15 protein-coding genes are annotated in these 15,111 nt (G+C 63.4%); 5 read left to right on the plus strand and 10 right to left on the minus strand.

Going from position 1 to position 15,111, the window contains the following annotated elements:
- The first annotated feature begins 8 nt into the window (after positions 1-8).
- Positions 9-1,349, plus strand: coding sequence for a Xaa-Pro peptidase family protein (locus E5X34_RS07850; protein ID WP_292562806.1), 1,341 nt, complete (start codon positions 9-11; stop codon positions 1,347-1,349).
- On the opposite strand, the gene E5X34_RS07855 is transcribed toward E5X34_RS07850, so the two are convergent.
- Together E5X34_RS07855 and E5X34_RS07860 are read right to left on the minus strand one after the other, a co-directional pair.
- Positions 1,317-2,156 carry a PhnD/SsuA/transferrin family substrate-binding protein gene (locus tag E5X34_RS07855; protein ID WP_292562807.1) on the minus strand — a complete coding sequence of 280 codons (840 nt, stop codon included), beginning with the start codon at positions 2,154-2,156 and terminating at the stop codon, positions 1,317-1,319. The genes E5X34_RS07850 and E5X34_RS07855 overlap by 33 nt on opposite strands.
- Before the next feature lie 77 nt (positions 2,157-2,233).
- Positions 2,234-3,235 (minus strand): fatty acid desaturase, encoded by a 1,002-nt coding sequence (locus tag E5X34_RS07860; protein WP_292562810.1) that lies wholly within the window; start codon positions 3,233-3,235, stop codon positions 2,234-2,236.
- Between the two features lie 249 nt (positions 3,236-3,484).
- Between E5X34_RS07860 and E5X34_RS07865 the strand changes: the two genes are divergently transcribed.
- Both E5X34_RS07865 and bmt read left to right on the plus strand, forming a co-directional pair.
- Entirely contained in the window at positions 3,485-4,342 is an 858-nt protein-coding gene (locus E5X34_RS07865) for a helix-turn-helix transcriptional regulator (RefSeq protein WP_292562812.1), read from the plus strand.
- Positions 4,343-4,500: 158 nt separating this feature from the next.
- Positions 4,501-5,517: a betaine--homocysteine S-methyltransferase gene (bmt, locus tag E5X34_RS07870; protein ID WP_292562813.1), complete on the plus strand. Its 1,017-nt coding sequence runs from the start codon at positions 4,501-4,503 to the stop codon at positions 5,515-5,517.
- Positions 5,518-5,527: 10 nt separating this feature from the next.
- On the opposite strand, the gene E5X34_RS07875 is transcribed toward bmt, so the two are convergent.
- From E5X34_RS07875 to E5X34_RS07900, 6 genes are all read right to left on the minus strand, one after another.
- Complete coding sequence (locus tag E5X34_RS07875) at positions 5,528-5,806, minus strand: hypothetical protein (protein ID WP_292562815.1); 279 nt, start codon at positions 5,804-5,806, stop codon at positions 5,528-5,530.
- 220 nt (positions 5,807-6,026) lie between these two features.
- Positions 6,027-8,219: a VWA domain-containing protein gene (locus E5X34_RS07880; protein ID WP_292562817.1), complete on the minus strand. Its 2,193-nt coding sequence runs from the start codon at positions 8,217-8,219 to the stop codon at positions 6,027-6,029.
- A 2-nt stretch (positions 8,220-8,221) separates the two neighbouring features.
- Positions 8,222-8,779, minus strand: coding sequence for an RNA polymerase sigma factor (locus E5X34_RS07885; RefSeq protein ID WP_292562818.1), 558 nt, complete (start codon positions 8,777-8,779; stop codon positions 8,222-8,224).
- A 102-nt stretch (positions 8,780-8,881) separates the two neighbouring features.
- Entirely contained in the window at positions 8,882-9,613 is a 732-nt protein-coding gene (locus tag E5X34_RS07890; protein WP_292562820.1) for a dienelactone hydrolase family protein, read from the minus strand.
- Positions 9,614-9,717: 104 nt separating this feature from the next.
- A complete protein-coding gene (locus E5X34_RS07895) occupies positions 9,718-10,410 on the minus strand; it encodes a 4Fe-4S dicluster domain-containing protein (protein WP_292562822.1) in 693 nt (230 codons plus the stop codon).
- Between the two features lie 89 nt (positions 10,411-10,499).
- Positions 10,500-12,074, minus strand: coding sequence for a trimethylamine methyltransferase family protein (locus E5X34_RS07900; protein ID WP_292562824.1), 1,575 nt, complete (start codon positions 12,072-12,074; stop codon positions 10,500-10,502).
- Positions 12,075-12,345: 271 nt separating this feature from the next.
- On the opposite strand from E5X34_RS07900, the gene E5X34_RS07905 reads away from it, so the two are divergent.
- Positions 12,346-13,044: a B12-binding domain-containing protein gene (locus E5X34_RS07905; protein WP_042645014.1), complete on the plus strand. Its 699-nt coding sequence runs from the start codon at positions 12,346-12,348 to the stop codon at positions 13,042-13,044.
- An 82-nt stretch (positions 13,045-13,126) separates the two neighbouring features.
- Here the strand turns inward: E5X34_RS07905 and E5X34_RS07910 are convergent, their stop codons facing one another.
- Positions 13,127-13,261 (minus strand): entericidin A/B family lipoprotein, encoded by a 135-nt coding sequence (locus tag E5X34_RS07910; protein WP_042645015.1) that lies wholly within the window; start codon positions 13,259-13,261, stop codon positions 13,127-13,129.
- A 53-nt stretch (positions 13,262-13,314) separates the two neighbouring features.
- On the opposite strand from E5X34_RS07910, the gene E5X34_RS07915 reads away from it, so the two are divergent.
- Entirely contained in the window at positions 13,315-13,944 is a 630-nt protein-coding gene (locus E5X34_RS07915) for a DUF1638 domain-containing protein (RefSeq protein WP_292562825.1), read from the plus strand.
- Positions 13,945-13,949: 5 nt separating this feature from the next.
- Here the strand turns inward: E5X34_RS07915 and E5X34_RS07920 are convergent, their stop codons facing one another.
- Positions 13,950-14,864 carry an NAD(P)-dependent oxidoreductase gene (locus tag E5X34_RS07920; protein ID WP_292562827.1) on the minus strand — a complete coding sequence of 305 codons (915 nt, stop codon included), beginning with the start codon at positions 14,862-14,864 and terminating at the stop codon, positions 13,950-13,952.
- Between the last annotated feature and the right edge of the window lie 247 nt (positions 14,865-15,111).

Below are 15,111 nucleotides of genomic sequence, written 5' to 3' on the forward strand. Positions count from 1 at the left end.
GGGGACGAATGGACAAGCTGGGCTTCGGCCGCCATCGCAAGATCATGCCCTTCGAGCCCGGCTCGGTCGATGCGCTGCGCGGGGCCTCGCGCGACAAGGCGGCTTCGCTCAACCAGCATGTGCTGGGCTACGGCGCGACAGCCGAAGCCGAATGGGCGACCGCCGGCATTGCGGCGCCCAACCTGCCCGCCATGCGGAGCTACCGGCTCGAGCGCATCCGCGCCGAGCTGAAGCGCCGGGACTATGCCGGCGCCCTGCTCTACGATCCGGTCAACATCCGCTACGCGACGGACTCGACCAACATGCAGCTCTGGGTCGCGCACAACCCGACGCGCCACTGTTTCGTCGCCACCGAAGGCCCGGTGGTGCTGTTCGACTATTTCTCCTGCGAGCACCTGTCCGACCATTCGGGCGTCGTCGACGAGGTGCGGCCGGCGGTATCGTGGATGTATCTCTACAGCGGCGAGTTGACCGACGCGAAGGTTCGCCGCTGGGGCGGCGGCATCGCCGAACTCATTGACGAGCATGGCGGCGGCAACCGCCGCATCGCCGTCGACCACATCAATCCCGAAGGTGTCGAGGAGCTCGCCCGCCGCGGCATTTCCGTCGGCAATGGCGAGGCGGTGATGGAAAACGCGCGCCTCATCAAATCGCCGGACGAAATCCTCGCTATGCGCCGCGCCATCGTCGCCTGCGAGGCGGCGATGGGCGAGATGGAAGCTGTGCTCAAGCCCGGCATCTCCGAGAACGAGCTATGGGCGGAGCTGCATCGCGGCAATATCGCGCGCGGCGGCGAGTGGATCGAGACGCGGCTTCTGTCGTCCGGCCCGCGCACCAATCCCTGGTTCCAGGAATGCTCCTCGCGCGTCATCGAGAATGGCGACCTCGTCGCCTTCGACACCGACCTGATTGGTCCCTACGGTTTCTGCGCCGATCTTTCGCGCACCTGGCTTTGCGGCGACAGGCCGCCGTCGAACGAGCAGCGGGATCTGTTCCGCATCGCCGCAGACCAGATCGCCCATAACACGGATCTGATGCGGCCGGGCATCTCCTTCCGCGATCTCGTCGAGCGCTCGGCGGTGCCGCCGCACGATTGCTACCCCACGCGCTACGGCGTGCTCTATCACGGCGTCGGCCTGGCGGACGAATATCCGACACTGCCGCACCCCGGCGATTGGACCACCGACACACCGGACGGCGTGCTCGAGCCCGGCATGGTGCTCTGCGTCGAAAGCTATATCGGCAGGCTTGGCGGGCACGAAGGCGTCAAGATCGAGGAACAGATCCTGATCACCGAGACCGGCAACGAGAAGCTGTCAGCTTACCCGCTGGACGAGCGGCTGCTCTGACGCGCCGCCTTCGACCGCCGCGACGGCCTCGCGCATCGCGGCGACGATCGCGGCCGGGGTGGTCCTGGCGGTGATATAGGGCAGGCCCTTGCGCCGCGCTGTCCAGCCGACGACTTTGACACCCCGCGCGGCCGGCTCGAAGCGCTGCGCCAGCGCCCAGCTTTGGCAGTCGATCGCCGCGATATCGGCCCTGCCCTCGGCGATGGCGATGACCGACGACCGGTGGCCGCCGCTCTCGCCGCGCGAGGCGAAGATATCCAGGCTTTCGCCCATCGCCTCCAGGTCGCGCGTCAGCGCGATCAGCCCGGACATCGAATCGGGATTGTTGAAGATGAAGCGCTTGCCGCGCAGAAGATCGAGCGGGATGACGGCCTTGCCGTCCTGCGGCGAGGCAACCGACGAACCGCCATCCGCGGCCATCACCAGCGCGCTGGAATAAAGTTCGCCCTGCCCGCCCTCGAACGCATCGTAGGTCGGCTGCGCGATCACCTGCACATGCCGGGCAATGCCGAGTTCCATCGGCCCCCAGCAGGTTTGCCCGAACAGAAGCGCCGGGCTCAGCCAGAGCTGGTGGAAATCGAACTCGTCCGGGGGCAGCGTCGCCGGGTCCGGCGCGATCACCTCACCGGCGGCGCCGAGGATCCCGCCGGGCACCGGCGGCAGATCACCATTGCGGCGCACGATCGTTTCCGGCGCGTCGATGCCCCTTTGCCGGAAGGCGTCACGCAGCCGCGCCCATCGCTCATCGACCTCGCCCCGCGCTTCGGGCCAGTCATACATCGGCAGGGCCGCAACGAACTTGCTCATGTCGAACAGCTTTCAAGGACAGGCGAACTTTGGCGCCTGCGTTCCGCCGCGAAAAAAGCGGGCGCGGAAAGTCGAAATTACTCTTTCGGCGGCTCGGCCGGAACCGGCGCCGTGCCAAGCCCGCTCACATTGCGTGCCCTGACGCGCGGCTTGAAGGCGCGGCCGGGCTCCGGCGTGCGCCGCAGCACCGGATGGACGACCGGCTCCTTGGCCTTGAAAGCGTGGGCCTTGAGCATCGCGAAATAGTTCGGATAGGCATAACTGTTGTTCATCCGCAGCCACTCTTCGCGGCGCTCGCGAAACAGCTTTGGCAACCTATACCAGGCAATGGTCGGGCTCTTGTGATGAATGAAATGCAGATTGTTGTTCAGGAACAGGAAGGAGAGCGGCGAACGCTCGACAATCACCGTGCGCCCCTCCGGATGCTCCGACCACTGGTGCTCCGCATAGGTGCGGATCGAGATCAGCGACTGGCCGAACCACACCGGCACCAGGATATAGAGCCAGAGCGGAATGCCGAAGCCAAACGTGACGATCGGCACCACAACCGCGAGACCGATGGCATGCAGCAGCCAAGCCTTGCGGATCACCTTGTCGCCGGCAAGGATCTGCTTGGCGTCGTCGATGAAGAAGCCAACCGAGGACAGCAACGGCCCGAGAATGAAGCGGCCGACCATCGTGTTGTTGATCTTGAGCAGAAGCTTCATCGTCGGCGGCAGTTCCTCGTGCATCCAGAGCGCCTGGTAATAGCTCTCCGGATCGTCGAGCGGATCGGTCAGCCGCTCGTCCGCGTGATGACGAAGGTGGATGGTCTTGAAGCGGCGGAACGGCCACACCATGCCGATCGGCAAGAAGACGAAGGCTTCATTGATCCTGCCGTTGCGGGTCGGATGGCCGTGCGACACCTCATGCATCAGCGAGGATTGCAGAGCCAGGATAAAGGGCAGGATGGCAAGCGCCAAAAGCGGATAAGATGGCCACAGCAGCAAGCCTATTGCGAACCACGCACCGTAGCAGAAGAGAATGAGGCAGACTGTCGGCCATTCGATTGCCGGTGCGCTGCTGCGTCTCTTGTTCATGCCGGTATTCGTGCTTGCCATGCTATCGACCACTGCCTTCCAGTCGCCGGAACCCACCCGATTCCTGACAGCATTGTGTCAGGAGCCTATCGTTGCCGCAACGCGACAAAGCGCACAAACTGTTGCGAGTGCGCATTTTCAGCCGCATATGTTATACATTGTAAACAAATATGGGGATTCATTTCCGCCTGAGCCACGTTCAAGACGCTCCCGGCGCAAATTTTTCCTCTCCGAAGCAGGAGCAGCGTGATGGACAAGCGCGATCTGTCGACTCTCTTCCGGGAGCGGTTGAAAATGCTCTTGACACGATCCGACCTCAACCAGTCGGCCTTCGCGGCCGCGGTCGGCATCGACCGCTCGGCATTGTCGCAGCTCCTGTCAGGCGCCTCGACCCGCCTGCCCCGTGCCGAGACGCTTCTCAACATCGCGGCCGAGTTCAAAGTGTCGCTCGACTGGCTGCTGGGCCTCTCCCAGGATGAAGGTGTCACCGGCGAGATTAGAGAGAGCCTGGAGATCGAGGAGGCGCCGGACGGTTTTGACCGCACGCTGCTCGCCAAATGGCACGCCGAGGCGGCAGGCACGAAAATCCGCTACGTGCCGGCAGGCATCCCTGACCTTCTGCGCACCGAGGCGCTGATCGAATATGAGGCCGGCATCACCAACAAGAGCCGTGAGGCGCAGGCCGGCGAAACGCAATACCGCATCGACTATACAAGGCGGCCGGAGACCGACATGGAGGTCTGCATGCCGCGCCACACGCTGGAGATCTTCGCGCGCGGTCTCGGCGTCTGGGACCGGTTTCCGGAGGCGGAGCGGCGCAAGCAATTGCTGCACATGGCGGCCCTCCTCGACGACCTTTACCCGACCTTCCGCCTGTTCCTCTATGACGGACGCATGCGCTATTCGATCCCTTACACGATCTTCGGCCCCTACCGCGCCGCGATCTATGTCGGTGACATGTACCTGGTGTTGAACGCGACCCAGCCGATCCGCACCCTCACCAGTCATTTCGACAATCTGATCCGCGCAGCCGACATTAATGCGCATGAAGCGGCGAGCTTCGCGCAGAAGCTGGCCGCGACGTCTTTCCCGTCAGGCTCGGTCTGAGCGCTTGCCTGCCCGGTCGACCACCAATGGTGAGGTCTGCATCGAAATCGATGCCGAGATCAATCCGGCCTATAAGGTCTTCTCGGCCGCAAACGCGTTGACTGGACATAAAGACTTCTTTATATCGTTATTTGAATTCGAACACGAAAGCCAAAGCCATGACCGCGACCAACCCGATTGACGCCCTGCTTGCCGAAAAGGGCGTGCTCCTGGCCGACGGCGCCACCGGCACCAATCTGTTCGCTATGGGTCTCGAGGCCGGCGAAGCACCCGAGTTGCTTAATGAGACTTCGCCCGAGACGATTGCCAGCCTGCATCAGAACTTCGTCGATGCCGGCGCCGACATCATCCTGACCAACTCCTTCGGCGGCACCCGCCACCGGCTCAAGCTGCATAATGCGCAGGATCGCGTGCATGAGCTGAACAAGCGCGCCGCCGAGATCGCCCGCTCCGTCGCCGACAAGGCCGGCCGCAAGGTGATCGTCGCCGGCTCTGTCGGCCCGACCGGCGAGTTGCTGGTGCCGCTCGGCGCCCTGACCTATGACGATGCCGTTGACGCCTTCGCCGAGCAGATCGAGGGTCTCAAGGCCGGCGGCGCCGAAGTCGCCTGGATCGAGACCATGTCGGCACCCGACGAGATCCGCGCCGCAGCCGAAGCCGCCATCCGCGTCGGCCTGCCCTATACCTATACCGGTTCCTTCGACACCGCAGGCCGCACCATGATGGGCCTGCTGCCAAAGGACATCCACGCTGTCGCCGACGGCCTGTCGCAGGCCCCGCTCGGTGTCGGCGCCAATTGCGGCGTCGGCGCTTCCGACATCCTCGCCTCGCTGCTCGACATGACCGAGGCGAAGCCGGAGGCGACCGTGATCGTCAAGGGCAATTGCGGCATTCCGGAATTCCGCGGCAGTGAAATCCACTATTCCGGCACGCCGGAGTTGATGTCCGATTATGTGCGGCTGGCGGTTGATGCCGGCGCCAAGATCGTCGGCGGCTGCTGCGGCACCTCCTTCGCCCACCTTGCCGCCATGCGCAAGGCGCTCGACGGCCACACCAAGGCTGAGCGCCCGACCGTCGAGACGATCGTCGAGCGTATCGGTCCGATGCGCAACAAGACGGCAAGCGCCGGGGACAGCGGCGAAGGCAGGCGCGAACGCAGGCGCAGCCGCGCCTGACGGGCCCCGATTATTTGCTGTTTTCGGCGTAGCGCGACAGCGCCGTATTGAAATCGACGACGTTCTGGCTGTCGGCGCCCATCGTCATCAGGGTGCCCGATGCGCCGGGGTCGCTGATCTGTTCCAGCATCACGCGAAAACGGTCGTTGTTGAGCGCCGAAAGCGCAGTGTTGCGAGCCGCATCGACATCGCTCCTGATGCGCGCCGATTCCGCTGAAGGCGCGGACGATCCCCGGACGGACGCATTGGCCGCCGTCGCGTTCGCATTGCCGATTGTCGTGATATGCACTGCTGGTCCCTCAAATCTATCAGCACTGACTAACAGACGCTGATTGCGATGATGTTCCGGAAAAGCCGCGCAATTTAACGATTGCAAAAAGGCCGACGGGACAATGCATGTCGCCCAGAAGTGTGCAGCGGTTCTGGGGCAACGACATGCATCAAAAAACCTAAGCGCGTCACAGCGCGACGCGCTTAGTCCCGCCGGCCTTCGTTCAATTCGCAACGCCCTATTTATTGCCGTCCAGCGATGAGGCCAGACGCACCAGCGACAGGAACTCCGCCCTGTAGCCGAACGGATCGGCGCCCCGCGCGGCATTGGCGATCTCGGCGATCCGGTCGTAGCCGAAATTCGCCGTTTGGTCCTCGTCGCGCAGCTTCTGCCCGAAAGCCGCTACGGCCACCGAGAAACGCTGGTCGGCGCCGGCCGCATCGAAGGACTTGACCTCGTTGGCGGCGGTCACCGGCGTGGTGATGAGCTTGGAGACATTCTCGTTCGGCAGCTTGTAGCGGATCTTGACGAAGGCATATTCACCGGCGTTGGCGACGCCGCCATTGTCGACCTTGGCCTGGCCGTAGCGCAGCGGATCGACCTGCTCGCCGCCGCTGCCCTTCGGCGTGATCTCATAGACAGCCGTCACCGAATGGCCGGAGCCGATATCGCCGGCATCGACGCGGTCATTGTTGAAATCCTCGCGCTTGAGCGCCCGGGTCTCATAGCCGACCAGCCGGTATTCCGAGACCTTGGCCGGATTGAACTCCACCTGGATCTTGACGTCCTTGGCGATGGTGAACAGCGTCGAGGAGGCATCCTCGACCAGCACCTTCTCGGCTTCGGCCAAAGTGTCGATATAGGCGGCCGTGCCGTTGCCGTTCTGGGCGATGGTCTGCATCATCTGGTCATTGAGATTGCCGCGCCCGAAACCGAACACCGAGAGGAAGACGCCGGTCTTGCGCTCCCTCTCGATCAGTTGCTTGAGATCGTCGTCATCGGTCTGGCCGACATTGAAGTCGCCGTCGGTGGCGAGCATCACCCGGTTGACGCCGTCCCTGACGAAGGATTGCTGCGCAAGCTTGTAGGCTTCGCGGATGCCTTCCTCACCGGCCGTCGATCCACCGGGCTCGAGATTATCGATGGCCGCCAGGATCTTCTGTTTTTCCGCCGCCTTGGTCGGCATCAGCACCGTGCCGGCATTGCCGGCATAGGTGACGATCGAGACCGTATCGTCGGGTTTGAGCTTGCTCACCAGCAGGCGGAAGGCGGATTTGAGCAGCGGCAGCTTGTCCGGTTCGTCCATGGAGCCAGAGACGTCGATCAGGAAGACCAGATTGGCCTTCGGCTGCTCGGCCGGCCTCACATCGAACCCCTTGATCGCGACATGCATAAGCTTGGTGTGCTCGTTCCACGGCGTCGGCATGACGGTGACGGTCGAGTTGAACGGCGTCTTGGCCGAATCCGGCCCCTTCCAGTCATAGGGGAAGTAATTGATCATCTCCTCGACCCGGACGGTGTCCGCGTCGGGCAGGCTGCCCTCCTTCAGCGAGCGCCGGACGAAGGAATAGGAAGCCGTGTCGACATCGATCGAGAAGGTCGAGACCGGATCCTGCGCCGTTTCATGCACCGGATTGGTCTTGAAGGTCTCGATGCGGTCGCGGTTTTCCTCCTGCGGCGACATCTGATCAGCCGGCATGGGCGCGGGCTGCACCATGAGCTTGGAATCGGCCATTGCCGGAGGAGATGCCGGAATCGCGGCAGCGACACCGGCCGGTGCCTTGTCGGCCCGCTCCAACGCGTCGGGGCTCCGCTTCGGCGAATAGCCCGCAATTTCCCCGGCCACGTCCTTGCCGCCGGTCGCGAGCTGGCCACTCTCGGCTGGCGCAGGTTGCGGGGCGGGCTCGGCTTCGGGCGTTGCCTCCTGCTTGAGCAGGTTGTCGACCTCGGTCGCCGGCTTGGGCGGCGTTGCCGGCACCGTTTGTGAATTGGTCCGGGTCTCCGCGTCCGCGTCGGTTTTCTTCGCCTTGGCGGGTGCGGCGGCCAGCGGCTCGTTGATCTCCGGTTGTTCCGGCGCGGGCTTCTGGGCCACCGGCTTGTCGGCCAGCGTCTCGGTGATCTTGCCGTTGGCTGTAATGACGGCCGGCTGTTCCTTCAGCATCTCGAAAGCGGCGTAGCCGGCGATAGGCAGCGCGACCAGCGCGGTGATGGCCGGCGTGGCAATGAGTTTCCGTTGCATGATGTCTCTCCAGAGCTTTTGTGCTCGCTCCGTGAGACGAAGGCCTGCGGACGTTCCTTGGGAGGCCGTCGATTTTTTTCCATCGAGGTCGAACGCCTGCATTGCGGCGGCCATCGCACGCGCCTTCGCTTCGCCGTCCGGCGCAGGTATTGCGAGATCGCGCAGCCTTTCGAGTTCGTTGTCGTCGACCATGGTCACACTTCCCCGGCTGAACGCATCAGCACCTTCAGCCGTTTCTTCGCTTCATGGATGTGCCAGGAAACCGTTGTCTCCGAGATCGCCATCACCTCCGCCGCCGCCGCGTGGTTGAGACCTTCGCCATAGACGAGCAGCACCGCATCGCGCTGCTTGTCGGGCAGCAGCCGCACCGCCGTCCACAACGCCTCGGCGGGATCGTCCGCCGGCACCTCGCCCGCGATCGACGCATAGGCGCCATAGGCATCGGCCTTGGCGGTATCGCGGGCGCGCTTGCGCATCATGTCGCGCGAAGCATTCAGCGTCATGGCATAGAGCCATGTCGTGAAGGCGCCATTGCCCTGATAGTCGCGGATCGCGCGGCCGAGCCGCACGCAGACATCCTGAGCAATGTCCTCAGCGTCGGCCTTCCTGCCGCACCAGCGATAGGCGGCGCGATAGACGAAGCCATAGTGCCTTTCGAGCAGTTTGCCGAAAGCCCCCCTGTCTCCGCCCCTGGCCCGCCCGATCAACTCGGCATCGGAGGCTTCGCTGTCGTCCAGCATCATCGCCGTCATTTGCCCGTTGGACGAAGGCTAATGACCAATCCTTGGGGCGATGAAAAGATTTTTTTGCGGCGGCACCATTTCCTATGCGGTGCCCTCTCGGCGATCTGCGGGCTACCCCAGCGTCTCTTTGAAAAACGTCGTCAGCCGCTTCCAATGCCTCTCGGCGCCCGCCTCGTCATAGACGCTGTGATCGGGCACGCACCAGCCATGGCCGACGCCGACATAGTTCTCGATCGTATGGTCGACCTCTGCCACCCTGAGCGCCTCCGCCAGCCGCGCCGACTGCTCGGGCGGGAAGCTGCCGTCGACGCCGGCGACGCCGACATAGACGCGCGCCTTGATCGAAGCCGCCTTGCGATGTGGGCTGTCGGCCGCTTCGCTGGCCAGATTACCGCCATGGAAGCTTGCCGCGGCAACGATCCGGTCCGGATAGCTCGCCGCCGCGTTCAACGCCCGCGCGCCGCCCATGCAATAGCCGACGACGCCGATCGGTCCGTCAATGCCTTCGGCGGCGAACGCGTCGAGGAAGGCGCTGCCGTCGCGGATGGTCATGCCCTGCGTCGTACCGCCGCTCAGCATCAACAGCAGGGCCTTGGTCTTTGCCTCGGTGAACGCGGTTTTGGGATCGAACGGGCCATAGGGCGCATAACGGTAGAAGAGATCGGGCACCAGCACGGCATAGCCATGCCCAGCGAGGCGCTCCGCCATCTGGTCGAGCACCGGACGCGGACCGAAAATATCCATGTAGAGGATGATTCCGGCCTTGCCCGGCGCGGCTGGACGAAACAGCCGAGCCTTCGCCGTGCCGTCCAGGGTCTTGATCTCGATGTCCCGCTTCGTCATTGCGCGCTCCGCTTGTTGCCACGCGATAGATATCTGCGCCGCCCGCCAGGGCAAGCCACGACATCTCAATGGCGGTCAAGTTTCCGTGCGGTCCGGAAGAATGTCTACACCCCGGCGAACGCCGCCATATGGAAGGCCTGGATATCAGCCGGATAGCGATACTCAGCGCCATAGGGACAGGCGTTGCGGTCGAGGCAGCCGCCGCTCCGGCAGGGCTCGCCTCGCGGTCCGCGCACATGCGCCAGGCACGCCTGGTGCGCAAAGCCATCCACCGAATAGGCGTCCACCGGACAGGATTTCAGGCAGGGTTTTTCGACGCATGTGTCGCAAAGATGAATCGCTGCATAAGGTTCTGGAACAGAAATCTCGTCCTCGAACAGCAACGCGCCGCGATAGGCGTGCCAAAGCCCATACTGAGGATGCATGAGGATGCCGAGCGGCGACGGCCTCAGCCCTTCCGCCCGCATCGCCCATTGCTGGAACGGCAGGTAAGGCCGGTCTGAAGGCGAAACGGCACGCGCGCCGAATTCCTTCGCCACGCCGCCGATCACCTCGCGCGACCAGCTGTCGAGCGGGTTGGCGATGGGCCGAGGCTGTCCCTCGAGCCAGCGCTGGAAATATGGCCATGGCGCCGCGCCCGCCTGTCCAACAAGGAGCACCGATTTGGCTGGAAAGCCGGAAAGTCCGGCTGGCGCCATCTCATCGTCGCCAAAGCTGAAACCGCTACGCAGGATCAGCCCATTAGCCGCAAGCGCACTCGCGACCTCCTCGAGCCGATCGCGGGAAAAAAAAGTCATCCCTTCCGGTCCGGGTCGGAGAACGCGCTCCGCCAGACTTCCTTATGGATGATGTCGGCCACTTTAGCCCGGCCTGAATCGGGCTCCTTTCAAGTGAAGGCGTCGGGCATCGAGGCTTTCTTCTTGGCGATGAAGTCCTTCAGCGCCTCGTCGATGGCCGGATCGAGATGCGGCGCCTCGTAGCTCTCCAGCCAGCGGCGGGCGAGCTCGTTGGCGCGCTGCGGTGCGGTCTTCTCGCCCTCGGCCAGCCACTGCTCGTAGGAATTGTTGTCGGCGATGTTGGAGCGGTAGAAGGCTGTCTGGAAATTCGCCTGGGTGTGGTCGCAGCCGAGATAATGGCTGCCCGGACCGACCTGGCGGATGGCGTCCATCGCCTGGCCGTTTTCCGACAGGTCGACGCCCTCGCAGAATTTCTGCTGCATGCCGAGCTGGTCGATGTCCATCATGAATTTCTCGTAGCAGGAAGCCAGTCCGCCCTCGAGCCAGCCCGCCGAATGCAGCACGAAATTGGTGCCGGCAAGGATCGTCGAGTTGAGCGTGTTGGCGCTCTCATAGGCTGCTTGCGCATCCGGAACCTTCGAGGCGCAGAGCGAGCCGCCGGTGCGGAACGGCAGCCCAAGCCGGCGCGCGAGCTGAGCGGCGCCGTAGGAGACGAGCGAAGGCTCCGGCGTGCCGAAGGTCGGCGCGCCGGACTGCATCGAGATCGACGAGGCGAAGGTGCCGAACAAAACAGGCGCGCCGGGCCGGATCAACTGCGTGAACGAGGCGCCGGCGAGCACTTCTGCCAGCACCTGCGTCAGTGTGCCGGCGACCGTCACCGGGCTCATCGCACCGGCCAAAATGAACGGCGTGACGATGCAGGCCTGGTTGTGGCGCGAATAGACTTTCAGCGCACCGAGCATCGTCTCGTCGAACACCATCGGCGAGTTGGCGTTGATCAGGCTGGTCAGCACCGTATTGTTCTCGACGAAGTCGTCGCCGAAGACGAGTTTGGCCATCGCCACCGTATCCTCGGCCCGCTCCGGCGCGGTCACAGAGCCCATGAACGGCTTGTCCGAGTAACGGATATGCGCGTAGATCATGTCGAGGTGGCGCTTGTTGACCGGCACGTCGACCGGCTCGCACACCGTGCCGCCTGAATGGTGGATCGACGGCGCCATATAGGCGAGCTTCACGAAATTCTGGAAATCCTCGATCGTCGCGTAGCGGCGGTTGCCGTCGAGGTCGCGCACGAACGGCGGGCCGTAGACCGGCGCGAACACGGTCGCGTTGCCGCCGATCTGCACCGAGCGGTCCGGATTGCGCGCATGCTGGGTGTAGATCGAAGGCGCGGTCTTCAAGAGCGAGCGGCAGAGCCCCTTGGGGAAATGCACGCGCTCGCCCTTGACGTCGGCGCCCGCTTCCTTCCACAGCGCCAGCGCCTCGGCGTCATCGCGAAAGATGATGCCGATCTCTTCCAGCACCGTGTCGGTGTTCTTCTCGATCAGCGCAAGGCCTTCCTCGTTGAGGACCTCGTAGACGTTGATCTTGCGCTTGATGTAGGTGAGCTGGGTGCCCGGACCGCCGCCCGAACGGGCTGCCCGGCGTGCCGCCGCGCCGCCGCTGGCGCCGCGACCGCGCCGCCCGCCCGGCGCTTCCTGCTCGACTGCCGCGTTATCGCTCATGATCGTTCTTCCTGTAACTTGGCCTGAATTGGCTGGGCGGCCCGCCGCTGCCGCCTCTTGCCTGGATCGTAGCCATGCACCCTATTGGAAACGGCCAGCCAGCGCCAACACCTGTCGCAAAATCGACAAGAAAAGCGTCAATTTTTCAGTCGCTTTCCTTTTGCGGGAAGTCGCAAATCAGCTATGGCTAGCTTGCCCTCGCGGGTTAGGTATTGGCGCATCGATTTTTAGGCTGCCGCAGTCATTCCGAGCAGCAAGGAGCCCGAGGAAAATGGCCGACGACGAGATCATCCTTTCCGAGCTTTCCGATGAGGAGCTTGTGCAGCAGATGCACGACGACCTCTATGACGGTCTGAAGGAAGAAATCGAGGAAGGCACCAACATCCTTCTGGAGCGCGGCTGGCAACCCTATACGGTGCTGACCGAGGCGCTGGTCGAGGGCATGCGCATCGTCGGCGAGGATTTTCGCGACGGCATCCTGTTCGTGCCGGAAGTGCTGCTTTCGGCCAACGCCATGAAGGCCGGCATGGCGATCCTGCGTCCGCTGCTCGCCGCCACCGGCGCGCCGAAGCAGGGCAAGATGGTGATCGGCACCGTAAAGGGCGACATCCACGACATCGGCAAGAACCTCGTGGGCATGATGATGGAAGGCGCCGGCTTCGACGTCATCGACCTCGGCATCAACAACGCGGTCGAGAAATATCTCGACGCCATAGAGCAGCACCAGCCCGACATTATCGGCATGTCGGCGCTTCTCACCACCACCATGCCCTATATGAAGGTCGTCATCGACACGATGAAGGAAAAGGGCATCCGCGACGATTACGTCGTGCTGGTCGGCGGCGCGCCGCTCAACGAGGAGTTCGGCAAGGCCGTCGGCGCCGACGCCTATTGCCGCGACGCGGCGGTTGCCGTCGAGACCGCCAAGGATTTCATGAAGCGCAAGCACAACGTTCGCGCTTCCGCCTGACCCAAGGCATCAGGATGGATCAAAAAAAGCCGCGCCTTGCAGCGCGGTTTTTTTGTTCCCAGATGATGGAAAAGGCTGCCGATTAGTTGACAGTGTCCTTGACCGCCCTTGCCGTCGATTTGACGTCCTTGCCGACGCCGCGGATGGTGTTGGCGCAGGCCGTGAGCGCAAGCGCGCAGGCCAGGATGGCGATCGGCGCGACGCGTAGCAGTTTCATGAACGGTGTCTCCCTCGACAGATATTAAGCCCCGCAGCGAAAGCCGGCCCGACTTGGTCAAGACGCAAAAAACGGAACCGAATCAAACAGACAGGCTGCTCGTCATCGCCTGCGGGATGATTGCGCGCGAAGTTTTGGCCGTCAAGCAACAGCTAAAGCTCGACCATCTCGAACTGACCTGCCTGCCGGCCGAGTTCCATTTCTATCCGGACCGCATCGCGCCGGCGATGGACAAGGCGATCGAGAAGGCCAAGGCGGAAGGCTACGATCACATCTTCGTCGGCTATGCCGACTGCGGCACGGGCGGCCTGCTCGATCGTGTCATCGAGAAGCACGGCGTCGAGCGCATGGCCGGGCCGCACTGCTTTGCCTTCTACCAAGGCATGGACGCCTATGCGAAGGTGTCCGACGGCGACATGATGTCGTTCTACATGACCGACTTCCTCTGCCGTCAGTTCGAGGCCTTCTTCATCAAGCCGCTCGGCCTCGACCGGCATCCCGAGCTGATCAAGGACTATTTCGGCAACTACGAGAAGCTGATCTATCTCGCCCAGACCGACGATCCGGAGCTGGACAAGGTCGCCGAGAAAGCAGCGGTAATGCTCGGGCTTACTTATGAGCGCCGACCGACCGGCTATGGTGATCTGACGAGCGAACTGGCGCGGGTGGCAACCGGCGCCTGACGGCTTCACGCCTCCGCTTCGAGCGCCGCCAATACATCGGCAAAACTTGTCTTGCAGACGAAGCCGAGTCGCTCCCCCGCCCGCGAGGGATCGTAGACGCGGTCGATCGACGAAAACATCGTCCAATCCCTTTTGGCGTAGAGCCGCGGATAGTCGGGATAATAGCGCGCGACGACCGACGCCGCGTCGGCGATCAGCTCCGCGCAATCCTGCGGCCGAAACGGCGTCGGCGCCGAGATGATAAAGGTGTCGAAGCCGAGTTCCGGCGCCTTCTCCAGCGCCGCGACATGGGCCTCGGCCGCATCCTCCACCGTCAGCCGCCGGAACAGCAATTCGTTCGCCTTGGTGTTGGCGTCGGACTGCTCGATCGCATGCGCCATGTCGTCCGCTTCGGGAAAGAAGCGCGCGATACGCAGCACCACCACCGGCAGCCCATGCTCGATATGGTAGAGGCGGCACAGATGCTCGGCCGACAGTTTCGTCACGCCATAGATGTTGCGCGGCTCCGGCGACATCTCCTCCGTCAGCCAGGCCGCTTGGCGCGCACCGCCCTGGAAGCCGGCGCGGATCGCCTGCGAGATCATCAGCGACGTCGTCGAAGTGAAGACGAATCGCTCGACGCCGTTGGCGACAGCCGCGTCGAGCAGGTTGAGCGTGCCCTGCACATTCGTCGCGACGAAATCTGTGTTCTCATAATGCTCGATGTTCGGCTTATGCAGCGCGCCGCTGTGAATGATCGCCTCGATTCGGTTGTCTCGGACAGTTCCGAAGACCAGCTCGCGATCCGCGACCGAGCCGACGACCTGCGTGCGCGCCGAGGCGATCGGATCAAGGCCGATGACCTCATGGCCGAGCGCTTCGAGCCGTGGCAGAAGCGCGCTGCCCAGCCAGCCGGACGATCCCGTGAGCAATATCCGCATCGATCAACCGCCATTTTTGAGCTCACGCTGTTAAGCACGGATGACAGGCGAGCGCGAACCGGTAAGTTGTGCGCCAGTGACGAAAAGAAACTGTTCCAGCCATCGATCTGAGGAAACGATTTGATGACCCCTCGTCTGCTTTTTGCCCTCCTCGGCTTCATCGCCCTTACCCCGCCCGCCCATGCCGACGGCGAGGTGCAGAAGCTGATCACCGCCGCCGACAAGGCACGGCTGGATAAATACGGCG

Origin of the sequence: Mesorhizobium sp. (genome assembly GCF_004963255.1) — a bacterium.
Classification (GTDB): domain Bacteria; phylum Pseudomonadota; class Alphaproteobacteria; order Rhizobiales; family Rhizobiaceae; genus Mesorhizobium.

What these genes read in the sequence shown, in the direction of transcription:
- E5X34_RS07855 (WP_292562807.1), bottom strand. Translation starts at nt 2,156, where the DNA reads ATGAGCAAGTTCGTTGCGGCCCTGCCGATGTATGACTGGCCCGAAGCG.
- E5X34_RS07880 (WP_292562817.1), bottom strand. Translation starts at nt 8,219, where the DNA reads ATGGTCGACGACAACGAACTCGAAAGGCTGCGCGATCTCGCAATACCT.
- E5X34_RS07860 (WP_292562810.1), bottom strand. Translation starts at nt 3,235, where the DNA reads ATGAACAAGAGACGCAGCAGCGCACCGGCAATCGAATGGCCGACAGTC.
- E5X34_RS07910 (WP_042645015.1), bottom strand. Translation starts at nt 13,261, where the DNA reads ATGAAACTGCTACGCGTCGCGCCGATCGCCATCCTGGCCTGCGCGCTT.
- E5X34_RS07895 (WP_292562822.1), bottom strand. Translation starts at nt 10,410, where the DNA reads ATGACTTTTTTTTCCCGCGATCGGCTCGAGGAGGTCGCGAGTGCGCTT.
- E5X34_RS07865 (WP_292562812.1), top strand. Translation starts at nt 3,485, where the DNA reads ATGGACAAGCGCGATCTGTCGACTCTCTTCCGGGAGCGGTTGAAAATG.
- bmt (WP_292562813.1), top strand. Translation starts at nt 4,501, where the DNA reads ATGACCGCGACCAACCCGATTGACGCCCTGCTTGCCGAAAAGGGCGTG.
- E5X34_RS07900 (WP_292562824.1), bottom strand. Translation starts at nt 12,074, where the DNA reads ATGAGCGATAACGCGGCAGTCGAGCAGGAAGCGCCGGGCGGGCGGCGC.
- E5X34_RS07885 (WP_292562818.1), bottom strand. Translation starts at nt 8,779, where the DNA reads ATGACGGCGATGATGCTGGACGACAGCGAAGCCTCCGATGCCGAGTTG.
- E5X34_RS07920 (WP_292562827.1), bottom strand. Translation starts at nt 14,864, where the DNA reads ATGCGGATATTGCTCACGGGATCGTCCGGCTGGCTGGGCAGCGCGCTT.
- E5X34_RS07890 (WP_292562820.1), bottom strand. Translation starts at nt 9,613, where the DNA reads ATGACGAAGCGGGACATCGAGATCAAGACCCTGGACGGCACGGCGAAG.
- E5X34_RS07850 (WP_292562806.1), top strand. Translation starts at nt 9, where the DNA reads ATGGACAAGCTGGGCTTCGGCCGCCATCGCAAGATCATGCCCTTCGAG.
- E5X34_RS07905 (WP_042645014.1), top strand. Translation starts at nt 12,346, where the DNA reads ATGGCCGACGACGAGATCATCCTTTCCGAGCTTTCCGATGAGGAGCTT.